Origin of the sequence: uncultured Sulfitobacter sp. (genome assembly GCF_964021855.1) — a bacterium.
In the GTDB taxonomy this organism is placed as follows: Bacteria; Pseudomonadota; Alphaproteobacteria; order Rhodobacterales; family Rhodobacteraceae; genus Sulfitobacter.
Map to the genome: position 1 here is coordinate 308,494 of NZ_CAXHZD010000002.1, position 17,509 is coordinate 326,002.

Annotated in this window: 20 protein-coding genes; 10 read left to right on the top strand and 10 right to left on the bottom strand. The window is 56.3% G+C overall.

Annotated elements, in window-relative coordinates; genetic code table 11:
* Positions 1-171 precede the first annotated feature (171 nt).
* From AADJ11_RS07770 to AADJ11_RS07780, 3 genes are all read left to right on the top strand, one after another.
* Positions 172-459 carry a co-chaperone GroES gene (locus AADJ11_RS07770; RefSeq protein ID WP_093915555.1) on the top strand — a complete coding sequence of 96 codons (288 nt, stop codon included), beginning with the start codon at positions 172-174 and terminating at the stop codon, positions 457-459.
* Positions 460-533: 74 nt separating this feature from the next.
* Positions 534-2,183, top strand: a complete 1,650-nt coding sequence (gene groL / locus AADJ11_RS07775) for a chaperonin GroEL (RefSeq protein WP_341233959.1) — start codon at positions 534-536, stop codon at positions 2,181-2,183.
* Between the two features lie 109 nt (positions 2,184-2,292).
* The gene (locus AADJ11_RS07780) at positions 2,293-3,141 is read left to right on the top strand and encodes a DMT family transporter (RefSeq protein ID WP_341233960.1); all 849 of its coding nucleotides are present in this window, start codon (positions 2,293-2,295) and stop codon (positions 3,139-3,141) included.
* Here the strand turns inward: AADJ11_RS07780 and AADJ11_RS07785 are convergent.
* Positions 3,107-3,559 (bottom strand): NUDIX hydrolase, encoded by a 453-nt coding sequence (locus tag AADJ11_RS07785; protein ID WP_341233961.1) that lies wholly within the window; start codon positions 3,557-3,559, stop codon positions 3,107-3,109. The genes AADJ11_RS07780 and AADJ11_RS07785 overlap by 35 nt on opposite strands.
* 71 nt (positions 3,560-3,630) lie before the next feature.
* Between AADJ11_RS07785 and AADJ11_RS07790 the strand changes: the two genes are divergently transcribed.
* Together AADJ11_RS07790 and AADJ11_RS07795 are read left to right on the top strand one after the other, a co-directional pair.
* Entirely contained in the window at positions 3,631-4,434 is an 804-nt protein-coding gene (locus AADJ11_RS07790; RefSeq protein ID WP_341234474.1) for an alpha/beta fold hydrolase, read from the top strand.
* Positions 4,421-5,563: an alpha-D-ribose 1-methylphosphonate 5-triphosphate diphosphatase gene (locus tag AADJ11_RS07795; protein ID WP_341233962.1), complete on the top strand. Its 1,143-nt coding sequence runs from the start codon at positions 4,421-4,423 to the stop codon at positions 5,561-5,563. Before AADJ11_RS07790 ends, AADJ11_RS07795 begins: the two co-directional genes overlap by 14 nt.
* Here AADJ11_RS07795 and AADJ11_RS07800 read toward each other — a convergent pair.
* From AADJ11_RS07800 to AADJ11_RS07810, 3 genes are all read right to left on the bottom strand, one after another.
* Complete coding sequence (locus tag AADJ11_RS07800; protein WP_341233963.1) at positions 5,553-6,620, bottom strand: 5-(carboxyamino)imidazole ribonucleotide synthase; 1,068 nt, start codon at positions 6,618-6,620, stop codon at positions 5,553-5,555. The two genes, AADJ11_RS07795 and AADJ11_RS07800, sit on opposite strands and share 11 nt — an antisense overlap.
* Entirely contained in the window at positions 6,613-7,101 is a 489-nt protein-coding gene (gene purE / locus AADJ11_RS07805; RefSeq protein ID WP_341233964.1) for a 5-(carboxyamino)imidazole ribonucleotide mutase, read from the bottom strand. The genes AADJ11_RS07800 and purE overlap by 8 nt, the downstream gene beginning before the upstream one ends.
* A gap of 71 nt (positions 7,102-7,172) precedes the next feature.
* Positions 7,173-7,397 carry a DUF465 domain-containing protein gene (locus AADJ11_RS07810; RefSeq protein WP_341233965.1) on the bottom strand — a complete coding sequence of 75 codons (225 nt, stop codon included), beginning with the start codon at positions 7,395-7,397 and terminating at the stop codon, positions 7,173-7,175.
* 163 nt (positions 7,398-7,560) lie between these two features.
* On the opposite strand from AADJ11_RS07810, the gene AADJ11_RS07815 reads away from it, so the two are divergent.
* The 3 genes from AADJ11_RS07815 (at position 7,561) to AADJ11_RS07825 (ending at position 9,018) form a co-directional block, all read left to right on the top strand.
* On the top strand, positions 7,561-7,977 hold the full coding sequence (locus tag AADJ11_RS07815; protein WP_341233966.1) for an Hsp20 family protein: 417 nt from the start codon (positions 7,561-7,563) through the stop codon (positions 7,975-7,977).
* Position 7,978: 1 nt separating this feature from the next.
* The gene (locus tag AADJ11_RS07820) at positions 7,979-8,197 is read left to right on the top strand and encodes a DUF1150 family protein (RefSeq protein ID WP_219579607.1); all 219 of its coding nucleotides are present in this window, start codon (positions 7,979-7,981) and stop codon (positions 8,195-8,197) included.
* Between the two features lie 104 nt (positions 8,198-8,301).
* Positions 8,302-9,018 carry a glycosyltransferase family 10 gene (locus tag AADJ11_RS07825; RefSeq protein WP_341233967.1) on the top strand — a complete coding sequence of 239 codons (717 nt, stop codon included), beginning with the start codon at positions 8,302-8,304 and terminating at the stop codon, positions 9,016-9,018.
* A 187-nt stretch (positions 9,019-9,205) separates the two neighbouring features.
* Here the strand turns inward: AADJ11_RS07825 and AADJ11_RS07830 are convergent, their stop codons facing one another.
* Positions 9,206-10,918 carry a bifunctional sulfate adenylyltransferase/adenylylsulfate kinase gene (locus AADJ11_RS07830; protein ID WP_341233968.1) on the bottom strand — a complete coding sequence of 571 codons (1,713 nt, stop codon included), beginning with the start codon at positions 10,916-10,918 and terminating at the stop codon, positions 9,206-9,208.
* A 167-nt stretch (positions 10,919-11,085) separates the two neighbouring features.
* Positions 11,086-12,090, bottom strand: a complete 1,005-nt coding sequence (trxB, locus tag AADJ11_RS07835; protein ID WP_341233969.1) for a thioredoxin-disulfide reductase — start codon at positions 12,088-12,090, stop codon at positions 11,086-11,088.
* Between the two features lie 228 nt (positions 12,091-12,318).
* Between trxB and AADJ11_RS07840 the strand changes: the two genes are divergently transcribed.
* Positions 12,319-12,819 (top strand): Lrp/AsnC family transcriptional regulator, encoded by a 501-nt coding sequence (locus tag AADJ11_RS07840; RefSeq protein ID WP_341233970.1) that lies wholly within the window; start codon positions 12,319-12,321, stop codon positions 12,817-12,819.
* A gap of 13 nt (positions 12,820-12,832) precedes the next feature.
* Here AADJ11_RS07840 and AADJ11_RS07845 read toward each other — a convergent pair whose 3' ends face one another.
* The 4 genes from AADJ11_RS07845 to lgt all read right to left on the bottom strand — a co-directional run bounded on the left by AADJ11_RS07845 (position 12,833) and on the right by lgt (position 16,986).
* Positions 12,833-13,522: a Hint domain-containing protein gene (locus AADJ11_RS07845; RefSeq protein WP_341233971.1), complete on the bottom strand. Its 690-nt coding sequence runs from the start codon at positions 13,520-13,522 to the stop codon at positions 12,833-12,835.
* A 766-nt stretch (positions 13,523-14,288) separates the two neighbouring features.
* Entirely contained in the window at positions 14,289-15,044 is a 756-nt protein-coding gene (gene pgeF / locus AADJ11_RS07850; RefSeq protein WP_341233972.1) for a peptidoglycan editing factor PgeF, read from the bottom strand.
* Entirely contained in the window at positions 15,041-16,105 is a 1,065-nt protein-coding gene (locus AADJ11_RS07855; protein WP_341233973.1) for an SAM-dependent methyltransferase, read from the bottom strand. The genes pgeF and AADJ11_RS07855 overlap by 4 nt, the downstream gene beginning before the upstream one ends.
* Positions 16,102-16,986 carry a prolipoprotein diacylglyceryl transferase gene (gene lgt, locus AADJ11_RS07860; protein ID WP_341233974.1) on the bottom strand — a complete coding sequence of 295 codons (885 nt, stop codon included), beginning with the start codon at positions 16,984-16,986 and terminating at the stop codon, positions 16,102-16,104. Before lgt ends, AADJ11_RS07855 begins: the two co-directional genes overlap by 4 nt.
* A 96-nt stretch (positions 16,987-17,082) precedes the next feature.
* Between lgt and AADJ11_RS07865 the strand changes: the two genes are divergently transcribed.
* Positions 17,083-17,325, top strand: a complete 243-nt coding sequence (locus AADJ11_RS07865; protein ID WP_093915572.1) for an accessory factor UbiK family protein — start codon at positions 17,083-17,085, stop codon at positions 17,323-17,325.
* Positions 17,326-17,509: the final 184 nt, after the last annotated feature.

A 17,509-nucleotide genomic window follows, 5' to 3' on the forward strand; every position in this document is an offset into this window, starting at 1 on the left:
GCCGTTCGATCCGGCCCGTTACAATTTTTCACAACACAATGGTTGACTAGGGCAGGGGACATCCTTAGCTAAACGTCGTTAGCACTCACGGCTACTGAGTGCTAATGGCCGCTTCCTCGAACGGGGGAACGTGGCTTGGGAGAATAACTTTGAGCCTTAAGGAGCTGAAAGATGGCATTAAAACCGCTTCACGACCGCGTGTTGGTGCGTCGCACCGAAAGCGAAGAAAAAACCAAGGGTGGCTTGATCATCCCTGATTCCGCAAAAGAAAAGCCTGCTGAAGGCGAAATCGTTGCTTGCGGCGAAGGCGCACGCAAAGACAGCGGTGAACTGATCGAGATGGCTGTAAAAGCCGGTGACAAAGTTCTGTTCGGCAAATGGTCCGGTACCGAAGTCACGCTCGACGGTGAAGAGCTTCTGATGATGAAAGAAAGCGACATCATGGGGATTCTGTCCTGATCCTAGGGCAGACGGGTCATTTCTGACCCCTCACATGACGCTGACATCAAAACAAGAATTTAGGAGAAGACACTATGTCTGCTAAAGACGTAAAATTCGGGACCGACGCCCGTAACCGTATGCTCAAGGGTGTGAACATCCTTGCCGACGCGGTAAAAGTCACGCTGGGCCCAAAAGGCCGTAACGTGGTTCTGGACAAATCCTTTGGCGCACCGCGCATCACCAAAGACGGTGTATCCGTAGCCAAAGAAATCGAACTGGAAGACAAGTTCGAAAACATGGGCGCACAAATGGTCAAGGAAGTTGCTTCCCGGACCAATGACGAAGCAGGCGACGGTACAACAACCGCAACTGTTTTGGCCCAAGCCATCGTTAAAGAAGGCATGAAATCGGTCGCCGCTGGCATGAACCCGATGGACCTGAAGCGCGGCATCGACATGGCGACATTGAAAGTCGTCGAAGCGATCAAAGCAGCAGCACGCCCTGTCAACGACAGCGACGAAGTTGCTCAAGTTGGTACGATCTCTGCCAACGGCGAATCGGAAATCGGTCGTCAGATCGCTGATGCGATGCAAAAAGTCGGTAACGAAGGCGTTATCACTGTCGAAGAAAACAAAGGTCTGGAAACAGAAACCGATGTTGTTGAAGGCATGCAGTTCGACCGCGGTTACCTGTCCCCTTACTTCGTCACCAACTCCGACAAAATGACTGTCGAGCTGGAAGACGCGATCATCCTGTTGCACGAGAAAAAACTGTCCTCGCTGCAGCCAATGGTTCCTCTGCTCGAGCAGGTCATCCAGTCGCAAAAGCCACTGTTGATCATCTCGGAAGATGTTGAAGGCGAAGCGCTTGCGACACTCGTTGTGAACAAACTGCGCGGCGGTCTGAAAATCGCAGCGGTCAAAGCACCTGGTTTCGGCGATCGCCGCAAAGCCATGTTGCAAGACCTTGCAATCCTGACAGGCGGTCAAGTGATCTCCGAAGATCTGGGCATGAAGCTTGAGTCCGTTACAATGGACATGCTGGGTTCCGCCAAGAAAGTAACCATCACCAAAGACGAAACAACAATCGTTGATGGCGCTGGCGAAAAGGCCGAGATCGAAGCACGTGTTGCTCAGATCCGTAACCAGATCGAAGAAACCACTTCCGATTACGACCGTGAAAAGCTGCAAGAGCGCGTTGCCAAACTGGCCGGCGGTGTTGCTGTGATCCGCGTTGGCGGCATGTCCGAAATCGAAGTGAAAGAGCGCAAAGACCGCGTTGACGATGCATTGAACGCGACACGTGCCGCTGTTCAAGAAGGTATCGTTGTTGGTGGTGGTGTTGCCCTGGTTCAAGCCGGTAAAAAGCTTGAAGGTCTGACAGGCGACAACGCTGATCAAAACGTTGGTATTGCTATCGTGCGCAAAGCACTGGAAGCACCGCTGCGTCAGATCGCTGAAAACGCTGGTGTTGACGGTTCCGTAGTGGCCGGCAAAATCCGCGAAAGCGACGACCTGAAGTTCGGCTTTAACGCCCAAACCGAAGAATATGGCGACATGTTCAAATTCGGCGTTATCGACCCTGCCAAAGTTGTCCGCACCGCGCTGCAAGATGCAGCATCCGTTGCTGGCCTGTTGATCACAACAGAAGCCATGGTTGCTGATCGTCCGTCGAAAGACGGCGGCGCAGCAGGCGGCATGCCCGATATGGGTGGCATGGGCGGCATGGGCGGCATGATGTAAATCACGCCGTAGGGTTCACGAACCCTTCGCTGACAGAATTAAGGGGCGCATCGTTTGATGTGCCCCTTTTTCGTTGGCACGTGCCGCGCGGCTGGCCTAAGCAGTCGGCATGCGTATTTTCCTTTTGACCGCCCTTGTGATGATCGCCTTTGCCGCGAACTCTGTCCTGACGCGCTTTGCCATTGCAGGCGGGTATATCGACCCCACAGGTTTTGCCGTGGTGCGGGTCGTTTCCGGGGCTGCGATGCTATGTCTCGTTCTGCTGCTGCAAGGCGCGCGGGTGCAGCTATTAAACCGTCAACGTGCCTTTGGCGCGCTGACATTGGCGGTTTATATCATCGGGTTTTCGCTGGCATATCTGACGCTGGACGCGGGGCTGGGCGCGCTGATCTTATTCGGCGTGGTGCAAATTGCGATGTTCGCCCATGGCGCGCTGTTTGGCGTCACGCCAACGCTGCGCAAGATGATCGGGGCCGCTGTCGCCTTTGCCGGCTTGGTGCTGGTGTTGTGGCCCAGTGCCGCGGTGCAGGTCGATCCGCTTGGCGCGGTGCTGATGATCGCGGCGGGGTTGGGGTGGGCGGCCTATACGATTATCGGCAAGGGTTCGGCTGATCCGCTGGCGAACACCGCTGGAAATTTCCTGATCTGCGCGCCGATTGTGGCGCTGCTGATGCTTGTGCAACCGACGTTTTACACCCCGACGGGCCTTGCTGTCGGTATCCTGTGCGGCGCTGTGACATCGGGGCTGGGCTATGCGCTGTGGTACGCGGTTTTGCCGAAACTGATGCAATTTACGGCGGCGGTCGTTCAGCTTTCGGTGCCGGTGATCGCGATTCTGGCAGGGGCGGTGATCTTGGCTGAACCGCTTGATATCAAGGTGATCGTGGCGACCGTGCTTGTCCTTGGCGGGATCGGGTTGGCGGTCAGCGCACGATCAGCTCAAGCGGGTCGTAGCTGATCGGGGCATCGCCGAATGCGATATCAATCAAGCTGTCAGGTTTCACCCTAAGCTGCGCCATCTCGCCTTTCGTGACCCAACGCCTGTCCGACACGATATTTTCAATGTCCTGCCATGCGGGGTCGATCTGGGGTGATCCGATCACGGTGCAGCGGAAATAGAAATCGACCTGATGAAATCCACGTGTCGGGTCGTGGAATTCGTTCACCAGACAAGGCGCGCCCACATCAATCCGCAGGCCCGTTTCTTCAAACACCTCGCGGGCCAAGTTGTCGGGCAAGGATGCCCCCACCTCGACCCCGCCGCCGGGTGCGCACATCAGATCGCTTATGCCGTCAGGATAGGCATTAACCAGTAACAAACGACTTTCGTGCATAATCACAGCTCGTACCGCCAGACGCGGGCCATTTTTCGCCATTTCACGCTCTTTCCGTTATCGCTGCTGTCAAAGCATTTCACATGTCGGAATTTCAGTCTATCTGCACAGACATGAAAATCGTTCTCGCCCTCTTTATTCTGCTCTTCGGGTTCAGCGGTTGCGCATCTGCGCAATCTGATCTGGCGCGGGCCGGTGAGGGGCGCTGCGTTGTGCTGTTGCACGGGCTTGCACGCACCGAAACATCGTTCGCCGTCATGGAAGCCTCGCTGGAAAGCGAAGGCTACAAGGTCGTGCGCCCCGGCTATCCGTCGACCGAGGCCCCGGTAGAAGAGCTGACCCGTCGCACGTTGCCCGACGCGGTTGCGGCCTGCGGCACCGACAAGGTGGATTTCGTGACCCATTCCATGGGCGGTATTTTGCTGCGGCAATGGGTGTCTGAGGTTGGCGATGTGCGGGTCGGTCGTGTGGTCATGCTGGCCCCGCCCAATCAGGGGAGCGAGGTCGTCGATGCCTTGGGGAATATTCCGGCCTTTGACTGGATGAACGGACCTGCAGGCGCGCAAATGGGGACGGGTGAAAACTCACTCCCGCGAAGCTTGCCGCCGGTCACATTTGATTTGGGCGTGATTGCGGGCACCCAATCCCTGAACCCGTATTTCTCGTCGATCTTGCCGGGTCGTGATGATGGCAAGGTGTCGGTGAAATCGGCGCGGGTCGATGGTATGCGTGATTTTCTGATGCTGCCGGTCACCCATACATTTATCATGATGAACCCGACGGTGATTGCGCAGACGATGATTTATCTGGACACCGGCAAGTTTGACCGTTCGCTGACCTTTATCGATGCGGTGTTGGATTCAATTGGATGTCCCGAAGGGGGCTGTTTGCCGGGGGTTGATGATGTTGGACCTTGAATTAGTCGGGGCGAGAGTGCTGGGGGTTAGCGGTCTTGAGGATCGCCCCTTGTCCGTCTCAGGCGGGGTGATTGTGGACGCCGCACAGCCACGTCAGATTGATTTGAGCGGCTATATGATCCTGCCGGGTATCGTTGATGTGCATGGCGACGGGTTCGAGCGTCATCTGGCCCCACGTCGTGGCGCGATGAAGACACTCTCCGAAGGGATGGTCGCGGCCGAGGCTGAACTGGCTGCCAACGGGATCACGACCGCTGTGCTTGCGCAGTTCGTGAGCTGGGAAGGCGGGCTGCGCGGCCCTGAATTTGCCAAACAGGTGTTTGATGCGATGCGCAAAACGGCACCGGGGCTGGTCACAGACCTGCGCGGGCAATTGCGGTTCGAGACCCATATGCTTGATCTTTACGCAGAAATTCCCACGCTGATGCAGGAATATGGGCTGTCTTATATCGTCTTTAACGATCACCTGCCGCATGGGCGGCTGGCCGAGGGGCGCGCGCCGAAACGGATGGTGGCCCAAGCGCTCAAGGCCGGGCGCAACCCCGATGCACATCTGAAACTGATGCAGGAATTACATGGGAACCGCGATGCGGTGCCAGCGGCCTTGGATGATCTATGTCGCACACTGGCCGCTATAGGAATTCAGATGGGCAGCCATGATGATACTACCGCGCAAGGCCGCGCTGATTGGCGCGCGCGGGGCGTTCAGGTGGCGGAGTTTCCCGAAACATTAGAGGCCGCCGAAGCGGCGGCAGAAGCAGGTGACCTTGTGGTGCTGGGATCCCCGAATGTGGTGCGCGGCGGGTCGCATAACGGCAATGTGTCTGCCGTCGATTTGATCACAATGGGGATCGGCGCGGCCTTGGCGTCGGACTATCACTATCCGTCGCCCAGACGTGCTGCCTTCATGTTGGCCGACAGCGGCGTTTTGCCCTTGCAGGATGCATGGCGGTTGGTATCCGCCGGGCCCGCTGGGGTTTTGGGGCTGGCTGATCGCGGCGATCTGAGCCTTGGTAAAAGGGCCGATCTTGTGGTGCTGGATGCAAAAATGCGCCGTGTCGCCATGACGATGTCAGGCGGGCGCGTTAGCTATATGTCAGGCGATATCGCGCAGCGCTTTACCGCTTGATAATATTGACGTGGCCCATTTTACGGCCCGCTTTTACGTCCGTTTTGCCATATAGGTGCAGCGCTGTATCACGCTGTTTCGCCAGTTCTGGCACGCGGTCCATGTCGTCGCCGATCAGGTTTTCCATCACCACGTCGGCATAGCGGCTGCCGTCGCCCAAGGGCCAACCCGCGATGGCGCGAATGTGCTGTTCGAACTGGTCAATGGCGCATCCATTTTGGGTCCAATGGCCGGAATTATGCACCCGCGGGGCGATTTCATTCACGATAAACCCTTGCCGCGTCACGAATAATTCGACGCCTAACACGCCCACGTAATCAAGCGCGTTCAGGATTTTGGCCGCCATCAACACCGCATCCATCCGCAAGGATGCGGACAGCTTTGCAGGCACAGTTGTCGTGTGCAGGATGCCATCGCGGTGGACGTTCTCACCGGGATCAAAGCAGGCGACGTCGCCCGATGGGCTGCGGGCCGCGATGACAGAGACTTCGCTGGTGAAGTTGACGAACCCTTCCAAAACCGCAGGGCTGCCTGCCATATCATCAAGCGCCGTTTGCGCATCGTCGGCAGAGCGCAGCCGCGATTGGCCCTTGCCGTCATAGCCAAAGCGGCGGGTTTTCAGGATCGAAGGCGTGCCGATGGTTTGCATGGCGGCATCAAGGTCAGCGGCGCTGGCAATATCGGCAAAAGGGGCGACGCGCAGTCCCAGCCCCTCAAGAAAGGTTTTTTCGGTCAGGCGATCCTGACTGGTGCGCAAAGCCTCGCGGTTGGGGTGGATGGTGCGGATGGTTTCAATCACATCCAACGCTTCGGTCGGGATGTTCTCAAACTCATATGTGACGACGTCCACGGCATTGGCAAAGGCCTTGAGCGCGTCGATATCATCATAGCCTGCGGTGGTCACATGATGGGCAACATCTGCTGCGGGCGGGTTCGCGCCGGGTTCAAAGATATGCGTGCGAAACCCCAGACGTGCAGCCGCGACAGACAGCATACGGCCCAGTTGTCCGCCGCCCAAAATGCCGATGGTCGCACCGGTCGCCAAAGGATCAGTCATCAACAGGCTCCTGCGGGATAGAGGCGCTGAGCGCGTCGCGCCAATCTTCGAGGCGTTTTGCCAGCGCATTGTCCCCAAGCGCCAGAATACCAGCGGCCATCAGTGCGGCATTTGCTGCACCGGCTGCACCAATTGCCATGGTCGCAACGGGAAACCCGCGTGGCATCTGCAGTATGGAATACAACGAATCGACACCCGACAAAGCTTTGGTCTGGACCGGAACGCCAATGACCGGCACGCGGGTTTTTGACGCCATCATGCCGGGCAAATGCGCGGCCCCGCCAGCCCCTGCAATAATCACCTGCAATCCGCGATCAACGGCTGTTTTGCCGTAATCCCACAACCGGTCAGGCGTGCGATGGGCCGACACGATCTTGGCTTCATAGGCGATGCCCAATTCATCCAGCAGGTTCGCGGCCTCGCGCATCGTGCTCCAATCGGATTGAGAGCCCATGATGATACCGACGGGGGGATTTTCCATATTGGATATGCCTTTGCTAGGTCGCCTAAGAAGCGCGTACTATAGCCATCATAGGTGGGGTGGCAATCGGATCAGGCCGTAATATCGGGAGTAAGGCGATCTTCGATCTGGGCAATCAAATCTTTCAGGCGCAGCTTGCGCTTTTTCAGGCGTTGCAGCGTTAAGGCATCCGCCGTCCCCTTTTCGCCAAGCGCTTGGATGGCATCATCAAGATCGCGGTGTTCACGGCGGAAAACAGCAAGCTCGACGCGCAGAACGTCGTCGTTTTTCATCGACAGGTCAGTTGGGGCATTCATATGGCTAGGCGATTCTTCATTTGATCAGGTCTTATAACATAAGCGTTAGCCAATCATTGGCATAGCCCTTGCTTATGCCACGTCTGCTCCCCATATTTAGGAGGTAGGTCGCCGCTATAGGGGCCGCAATGACTGACTGTCGCTTGACTTAAGGACGTGTCTTATGACGAAATTAACACTAGCTTCGTACCCGCATATGCTGGGTTTCGAGCAACTGGAACGGGTGTTGGAGCGTACTGCAAAAGCAGGAAACGAAGGGTATCCCCCTTTCAACATCGAACAGACATCTGATTATAGCTATCGCATCACGCTTGCGGTTGCAGGATTTGCCGAGGACGATCTGTCGATCACCGTCGAAGACCGGCAATTGGTGATACGAGGCCGCCAAACCGATGGGCCGGATGACCGAATTTTCCTGCATCGCGGGATCGCAGCGCGGCAATTTCAACGGTCATTCGTATTGGCCGACGGGGTCGAGATTGGCGAAGCCTTGATGGAGAACGGTTTGCTTCATGTGGATCTAAGCCGTTCGAAGCCGGAAAAAGTAGTTCAGACGATTAAAATCAGAAAAGGGGAATAAAATGCACAATACAGAAACGCATCTTAAGGACCGGACCGTATACGTGAAAACGATTGCTGTCTCGGACCTGCCCCTTGAAGTGCGCGAACAGGCCGAAGGGCTTGAGCAGCTTTATGCGGTTCACGATGCAAAAGGTCAGCAATTGGCGCTGGTTGGCGATCGTAAGCTGGCGTTTAGCTTGGCCCGCGACCACGATTACGCGCCGGTGATGGTACACTAAACCCCATTGCTAACTGCACAAACGGAAGGGCCGCGCATCTGCGCGGCCTTTTCTATTTGTGATGCTGTGGTTAGGTATGCGGGAATGTATCTTGAGGTGCCGCGATGACTGAACCTGCAATAGCTGTTTTGCCCTATGGCAGCAAATTGGGAAAAGCGTTGGCAAACCGCAATCTTGACGATCTGGTTTGGCCGTTGGGCCGCCCCGAAAGGCTGGCACAGGGGACGGTGGCATCACTGGATGCAACAGATCACCTGATTATCTTTCCCAAAACCAACATGCATTTTCTGCCTAACCTAGGGACAAAGGCGCATATTTCGCCCCTTGTTGTTGAGCCGGCGATTATTCACGCGCGCCATTTATGGTGGTTGCGCTGGACCTATCGGCGTTTCTTTAAGGTCTTGGCGTTTCATCAAGAGCTTTTGGATCGCATTCCAAACGGGTTGTTTTTGGCTTTTGGAACGACTTGGGTGCCCGAATACAAAGAAATATCCGTCGCCAAAAACAAACATATGTCACTGATTGCCTCAGGAAAGCGCGACTATGAAGGGCATATTTTGCGCCATGACCTGGTTGAGTATGTTCAGAAAAAAGGTCTGGATGTGACGGTTCTGGGCAGGGGCTATGCACCGTTCGAGGCGAAAAGCGATGGGCTGGCCCCATACAGGTTCTCGGTTGTGATCGAAAACATCCGCGAACCAAATTATTTCACCGAAAAGCTGGTTGATGCTGTGCTGTGTGAGACGGTGCCGATCTATTGGGGCTGCCCGAATATCGGCGACTTTATCGATACGGATGGGATGATCATCTGCGACAGCTAAGAAGACCTCGAGCGCGCCGTCGAGGCCGCATCGGATGAGCAATATGAACAGCTTGTGCCCGCATTGCGTGCCGCAAAATCACAGGCTGCATCCTTTGCCGATCTTGAAAAACGCGCGGCTGAAACGTTGAAGGCCAGCCTGTAGCGGCTGGCCTTCTGAATTTTTAGCTCTACCAAGTCCGGTACGCTTAACCTTTAATCAGCCCCATGCTTTCCAGCTTGAGCAACACCTGATGGGCACAGTTGTCGACGTCGACGTTTTCCGTCTCGACGGCCAGTTCCGGGTTCTCGGGCACATCGTAAGGGTCTGAGATGCCGGTAAATTCCTTGATCTTGCCTTCGCGTGCCAGCTTGTACAGGCCTTTACGGTCGCGGCGTTCGCATTCCTCGATGGAGGTTTCGACGTGGATTTCCACGAAAGCGCCAAAGGCTTCGACGTCTTCGCGTACCGCGCGGCGTGTGGTGGCGTAGGGGGCGATGGGCGCGCAGATCGCGATGCCGCCGTTCTTGGTGATCTCGGATGCGACATAGCCGATGCGGCGGATGTTCAGGTCGCGGTGTTCTTTGCTAAAGCCCAGCTCAGACGACAGGTTTTTGCGGACGATATCCCCATCCAGCAGCGTGACGGGACGGCCGCCCATCTCCATCAGCTTGACCATCAAAGCGTTGGCGATGGTGGATTTGCCCGAGCCTGAGAAGCCGGTGAAGAACACCGTAAAGCCTTGCTTGTTCCGCGGCGGACGGGTGCGGCGCAGCTCTTCGACGACCTCGGGGAAGGAGAACCATTCGGGGATTTCCAGCCCTTCCTGCAGGCGGCGGCGCAATTCGGTGCCCGAGATATTCAGGATGGTGATGTCATCCTTGTCTTTAATCTCGTCAATGGCCTCGTATTGGGCGCGTTCCTGCACCCAGACCATGTGTTTGAAATCGACCATTTCGATGCCCATTTCCTCTTGATGCTCGCGGAACAGGTCCTGCGCATCATAGGGGCCATAGAAATCTTCGCCTTTGGAGTTGTTGCCGGGACCCGCGTGATCGCGACCGACGATGAAATGCGTACAGCCGTGGTTTTTGCGGATCAGACCGTGCCAGACAGCCTCGCGCGGGCCAGCCATGCGCATGGCAAGGTTCAGCAGGCTCATCGACGTGGTCGCGGCGGGGTATTTGTTCAGAACCGCCTCATAGCAGCGCACGCGGGTAAAGTGATCGACATCGCCGGGCTTGGTCAGGCCAACAACGGGGTGGATCAACAGGTTCGCCTGTGCTTCACGCGCGGCGCGGAACGTCAGTTCCTGATGCGCGCGGTGCAGGGGGTTGCGGGTTTGGAACGCCACAACCTTGCGCCAACCCATCTTGCGGAAATAGGTGCGCAGTTCATTGGGCGTGTCGCGACGCGCCTTGAAATCATAGTGAACAGGCTGCTGGATACCCGTGATCGGACCACCAAGATAGACGTTGCCCGCGGTGTTGTGCAGATAGTTCACGGCAGGGTGGGCGCTGTCGTCGGCCCCGAACACCTTTTCCGCCTCGTTCGCCTTGTTTGGCACCCAACGGTCGGTGACGGTCATGATGGCAAGAATAACGCCTTCCTGATCGCGCAGGGCGATATCCTGACCAATCTCAAGCCCTTCGGCGAATTTTTCGGACACATCCAGGTTGATAGGCATCGGCCACAGTGACCCATCCGCCAAACGCATGTTTTCGACGACGCCGTTATAGTCTTCTTCGGTCAAGAAACCCTTAAGCGGGTTGAAGCCACCGTTCATCAACAGCTCAAGATCGCAAATTTGGCGTGGCGTCAGGTCATGGCTGACCAACTCGCCCGCTTCCACTTTCAGCTTTTGCGCCGAATCGTAAGAGACATAAAGTTCGGGGATCGGAGCTAGGTTCGGCGTCTGCATATGAGTCTCTCAATATATTAGTACAAATGGCTGTTTTGCCGGGGTTTAGACCGGTGCGTTTGGCCTAATCAAGGCTTGCGGGCTTTTTGCGTTAAATTACGGACAGTAACGTGATTTTTGTTGCGAAACAGCAATTGTTTCCCAACAAACCATCACCAACCCGAAAGTTAGACGCCCTCTTTTACTTCAGCACCGTATCCCAAGGGCAACGACGTGTCTTTACCTTCGTCATCGCCGACCTCGGCGAGGAAACGTTCCGCCTCGAGCGCGGCCATACATCCCATTCCTGCGCTGGTCACAGCCTGCCGATATTTGTGATCGGTCAGATCGCCTGCGGCAAAAACACCGGGGATCGAGGTTTCGGTGCTGTCAGGTTTCGTGACGACATAGCCGCCCATGTGGGTTTCCAGCACATCTTTAACCAACTCATTCGCGGGGGCGTGACCGATGGCGACAAAGACGCCCTTGGCCGGAATGTCCGTGATTTCGCCGGTTTTGACGTTCTTGACCTTAACGCCTTCGACGCCGAGCGGCATGTCGCTACCATACACTTCGTCAAGCTGATGAAACCACATCGGTACGATTTTCGGGTTCTTCTCAAGACGGTCAATCAGGATTTTCTCGGCGCGCAGTTTATCGCGGCGGTGGATCAGCGTTACTTTCGATGCAAAGTTAGTTAGGAACAACGCCTCTTCGACAGCGGTGTTACCGCCGCCGATGACCACAATCTCTTGGTTGCGATAGAAAAAACCGTCGCAAGTGGCGCAGGCAGAGACGCCGAAACCTTTGAATTTTTCCTCGGTTTCAAGCCCCAGCCATTTCGCCCGTGCACCCGTGGCAAGGATCACAGCATCAGCGATATAGGTGGTGCCGCTGTCGCCCTTGGCGTGAAAGGGGCGGCTGGACAGATCAAGATCGTTGATGATGTCGCCGATAATCTCGGTACCCATCGCTGCCGCGTGCTCTTGCATGCGGATCATCAGGTCGGGGCCTTGAACTTCGCTGTCACCGGGCCAGTTCTCGACCTCGGTTGTTGTGGTAAGCTGGCCGCCCGGTTCAATCCCCTGAACAAGGATGGGGTTCAACATGGCGCGGCTGCCATAGACCCCGGCGGTATATCCCGCAGGGCCTGAGCCAATAATCAAAAGCTTGGTTTTGCGTGTCTCGGCCATGATAAGCCCCCTGAATTGAGTGATCAAAAATTGTTAAGCGTAATATAGCGACGCCAAGGAGGGCCTTAAACCCCATGATTACATAACGGTCGGTAACTGTTTGCTATTTCCCGGCGATGCAACGAAAAGCACGAACAGACATCAGAATCATATTGTTGCGTGCTGGCGAAAGAATATTGCGCCTTACTGCGTGGGTGTTATAACAATCGGAAATAAACTGGGGGTTTTATGGCGGGTACGCGGCTTGATCCGATCGACCGGAAAATTTTAGCCGAATTGCAGGCAGATGGTCGCATGACCAACGTTGAGCTTGCGAAACGTGTTGGCATATCTGCGCCCCCCTGTTTGCGGCGTGTGCGTACGCTTGAGGAAAGCGGATATATTCGTGGCTATCATGCGGATGTGAATGCACGCGATCTGGGTTTTGAAGTGCAGGTGTTTGCGATGGTCGGGCTTGCCAGCCAAGCCGAATCAGACCTGACCACATTCGAGGAAAAATGCCGCGGTTGGCCGCTGGTCCGCGAATGTCACATGTTGAACGGTGAAGTGGATTTCATCTTGAAATGTGTCGCACCAGATTTGTCGAGCTTTCAAAGCTTTCTCACGGGGCAATTGCTGACCACACCAAATGTTGCCAGCGTCAAAACCAGCCTTGTGATACGGCCTGCCAAGGATGAACCCGGCGTGCCCTTTGACGTGTTGGAAGATAGATTAAGCACTAGCCCCTAAAGAGGTTAACCCCTTAAGCGGACAGCGCCATGTCTGATCTGGCCGGCGCACGCGGGTGGCATAGCGCGCCAAAGTCAACTTCGCTTCGGATATGTGGAAACATTCCCAAAAATTGGTCGCGGTGACGTATTGGGACCTCGCGCAGAAAATCCATGCCAGGGTGGAATGTTTCAACGTGCAAGCCACCCACAGTGATGGTCGCATGATCCTCAAGGCAAAGATGGTACAGGCGGACGGGCGTCGGCGGCGTAATCTCGATCACATTCACACCATCAACCAGATCGCGCACCGACGTAAGCACTTCAGTCTGGGAGCCGTCGCCGCGCATGTCCAATGGCGTGTGCAAAATCCGTGCAGCGGGACCAAAGGTTAAGAAACCCGCGGGACGTCCCGCCCCAAGGCTGTCAGCCATGACCCGCACCAATGGCGTGCGCTGACCGGTATCAGCCGGTACGAATGAACTGGACCCGATCCAAAGCAGGGGTGCCGCAGTGCCATCGCTTTTCATGATCATGTCACCGGGGTGCAGGTCTTCGACGGGAATGTCCCCGTCGGTCGTGAGGACAGGGGACCCATGGGCAAAAGCAGCAAACGCGTTCTCAAAAACTGGCAGGGCAGGTGCCTGATCTTGACCGATAAACACAGTTCCATCGGCGCGCTTGGCAACGATTTCATAGCTTCGGCAAGGCTGTTTTATCTGCATTTTCGGCCCTCGTGTTAGGTAAGAGGTATAATAGCCTCGTGCGCTGATGTCATTAGAGAGCGAAATTCGTTTAGATACGATTGAGGGGGATGTGGTGTTCTGTATCATTGTGTCACTTTCGATTTAGGCATCGCATGGCTTAGGCCCGCGCGGGATCGCACGTTAAGAAATATGCATAAAATGGTGCTGGCTCTCGCCTTCGACCCCAAGGCAATTGCGCGGGGCGCAGTGCATTGGTGTCGAAGTACAGATGGCTTTTCAGCCGATGCGCCAAACCTTGATCCAACTGCGCCTTGCGCGGCGTGGGTGGTTTAGCGCCTTAGCGGGTGTAGTAACTTAGGCTGTCTTGCGCACAGGTTGGGGTGCAGTTCGTGAGGCAATAAAGGCTGCCCGGCGTGCACCGCGTGCCCAAGGCATTTGCGTTGTTTCTTTGGCTGCGGCAGCAACTACGGATTTGATAAAGCGTGTGTTCGTCTTCATGATCGTATCCCCTTCGATTGGTGGCGTCTGTTCGTTGGGATCAATATGCAAAGGCTTTTGGGCAGGGATAGGGCGTGAAAAAAGTTCTTTTTCTGCAATTGAAACGCCCGCAGTTAGATTTGTGACGATTTCGCCCCAATCGGTTTGATCACTATGTTTTGTAGGTGATTTCGTCGCCTGCGGTCGTCGGGCTGCGGATTGTCGAGGGCAGGGGGAGCAGAAACTGATGGGGTATCTGGCAAAACCATGGCAGGTATCCGCCGCATTTTCGTCAAATTGTTCCTGCTCAGAGGGTGATCGCCGCGATCAATCGACCATAGTCCGCTTCTTTTGAGTGAGTCGTGCGGCGGTAAGAATAGAATCGGTCGGGATCACCATAGGTGCAGTGGTGCGTCCATTCGGCATGGCCCACCCCTGCGGCGCGCAATCGGTTCAAGCCAAAGCCAGGCAGATCAAATTGCATGCGATCATCTGCGCCATTGGCGAAATATCGGGCATAGTCTGGATCTTCTGCAAGGAAATCCTCGATGAACTCGGGCCCGACCTCGTAGGCACGTTGGCTGATGCAGGGGCCGATGACGGCGCTAATGTTGGCGCGCTGCGCGCCCAGAGCCTCCATCGCTTCGACGGTGGCCGCCAGAACCCCATCCAGCGCCCCGCGCCAACCGGCATGGGCGGCCCCGATCACGCCTGCGTCACGGTCGGCAAACAGCACCGGTTGGCAGTCGGCCGTCAAAACCGAAAGCGCAATCCCCGGGGTGGCAGTGACCAAAGCATCCGCCTGCGGCTTTTCGTCAAGCGGCCCATCGACGGTGATCGCCGTTGCTGAATGTATCTGATGCACACCAACCAAATGGGTTTCTGGCACGCCCATGGCTTCTGCTACCCGGCCCCGATTGATCTGCACGATCTCGCGCTGGTCCGAACTGCCATAGCCGCAGTTCAAGCCAGTAAAGACGCCAGAAGACGCCCCGCCGCGGCGCGTGAAAAAGCCGTGTCGCAGGTCACCCAGACAATCGGATGTTAGAATTTCAAGTGTCATGGTTCCAATCCCGGTGGCGGTATCTGTGTCGGTGGATACACCCCGATTACCTTGAACAGGTTTCCCATTTCAGCCGGGTGCGTCAAGCGCCGATGTGCGGCAATATGCGCCTCAAGCGTGGGGCCGTCCATCGTCTTGGCTAAATCTTGCGCACGCTGCGTAATGCCAAGCCTTTCAAGGAAAACACCCTGTGGGGTCACGCGGGTATGCAGGGCGGGGGATACGGCTGCGGCCAACTGCTCAAAGTCGACATGCGCTGTCAGATCACTGGTGCCGGGGGCCGTCAGCGGGTTGGTCTTTTCATGGGCGCGAAGTGCTTGGAACGTATCCCCCAAGCTGCGCCAATCGCCATAGTCTATAATAAGGGCCGCCCCACCACGCGTGGCAATACGGGTCGAGAGTGCGTGCATGATCGGCGCAATTTGTGCGCAGTCTTCGATCAGGTCACCCTCGGCGGTATCGTCAAGGCGCTGGGCAAGGGCGGGTTGTGGCATGACCGGACCCAGCCCAAAGCTAAGTTTACCGTCTGTCACACCGATTTGCCGTTCGCGCCAGCCATCGCTGCCGCGGATGAATTGACGGATGGGCAATGCGTCAAAGAATTCGTTGGCCACCAGATAGAGAGGTTGATCGGGCAGAGCATCTGCGGCGTCGGCCCAACTGACCTTGTACCCTGCCAATGTGGCGGCTTGGATGTCGCGCAGTTTGGGCGATGCTTCGACCAGCGTAATCTGGGCCGCGTCAACAAAGCCGGGCACATTCCGGCTCGCGCGCAAGATGTCTGCCATCAACGTGCCGCGTCCGGGGCCCAGCTCGGCCAAGGTGAATCGCTTGGGCGCGCCTTGTGCCAGCCATGTCTGGGCAAGGCAGAGGCCGATCATTTCGCCAAACATCTGGCTGATTTCAGGGGCGGTGGTGAAATCGCCCTGCACGCCGAATGGATCGCGTGTGGTGTAATAACCATGGGTCGGGTGCAGCAGGCAGGTGGCCATGTATTCGTCGACACGCATGGGGCCATTGGCGTGTATCTGGGCCTTTATGTGATCCAGCAGGTCGGTCATATGGCGCGTCTGGCCCGCATGATGAAAAAGACCCCGACGGCGATCATTGGCAGACACAGGATTTGCCCCATGGTCAGGCCATAGCCGCCGATTTCCCAAGCAAGACCCAGCGGATTACCGGGGGTGATGAACTGCGCATCCGGCTGGCGGACGAATTCGACCATGAAGCGCGCGATGCCATATCCGGCCAGAAACGTGCCGCCGATCAGGCCGGGGGATTTCAAGGCCCCGCGCCGCCACGCCATGTACAATAGCAACGCGCCTAGGATCAGCCCTTCGAGCAGAGCCTCGTAGAGTTGCGAGGGGTGGCGGGCGCAGATACCAAGCACATCAGGACAGTCTTGTGCAGCAACGGTTGGGAATGGCACGCCCCATGGCAGATCGGTCGGGCGGCCCCAAAGTTCTGCATTGATGAAATTGGCCAACCGTCCCAAAAGCAACCCCGGTGCGAGACCAAGGGCCACCATATCACCGGTCGATATTTTGTTCAGACCGTGACGGCTGGTGAAGGCCAGCAAGGCCACGATGACGCCAATTGCGCCCCCGTGGAAGGACATCCCGCCCTCCCAAATTCGCAGGATCTGGAACGGGTTTTGCAGATAATAGGCAGGCTGATAAAACAGCACATAGCCAAGCCGCCCACCCAAGATCACACCCAGAATGACCCAGAACAGCAGGTCCTCGACCCGCTCTTTGGTCATGACGGGGGTCGCGTCTTTCCAATATTCGGGGTGGTTGACGGTGCGCACAACGATGCGCCACCCGATCAGGATGCCTGCAATATACGCAAGCGCATACCAACGCAGGGCAAAGGTCATGCCAAATAATGAAATCGAGAAAATCTCGGGCGATATATTCGGGAAGTCGATCATTGCGTTCATGGAGGCGATTGAGCCTGCCCGTGCGGCGAAGTCAACCTTGCGAGAACATGAATTGAACACCATATAGAGAGTAACCGCTGATCAGGAGAGACCAAAATGCAAACCCGCAATAAGATTTTCGACGATATTTCGCAGATGATGACCAATGCCATGGGCGTTGCACAAGGGGCCAAAACCGAGGCGGAAACCGCCATGAAAGGTATGATGGACCGTTGGCTGGCCGACCGGGATTTCGTGACCCGTGATGAATTTGATGCGGTACGTGCGATGGCGCAGAAAGCCCGTGAAGAGAACGAGGCCCTCAAGGCCCGTCTGGACGCGATGGAAGCCAAAGGCTAATCGCCGCTTTCAGTTCGGTTTGAATTCAGCAAAAGGCATCCGGATTTGCGTTCGGGTGCTTTGATTATTTTGTGGGCAGGGCGGTTTCGCGGCGTATCTGGTCCACATCGGCGCGCAAACCTTTGTTAACCATGAAATTTTTGTGACGTTATCCACAAATAACTGCGGTTATCCCCCAGCTTTT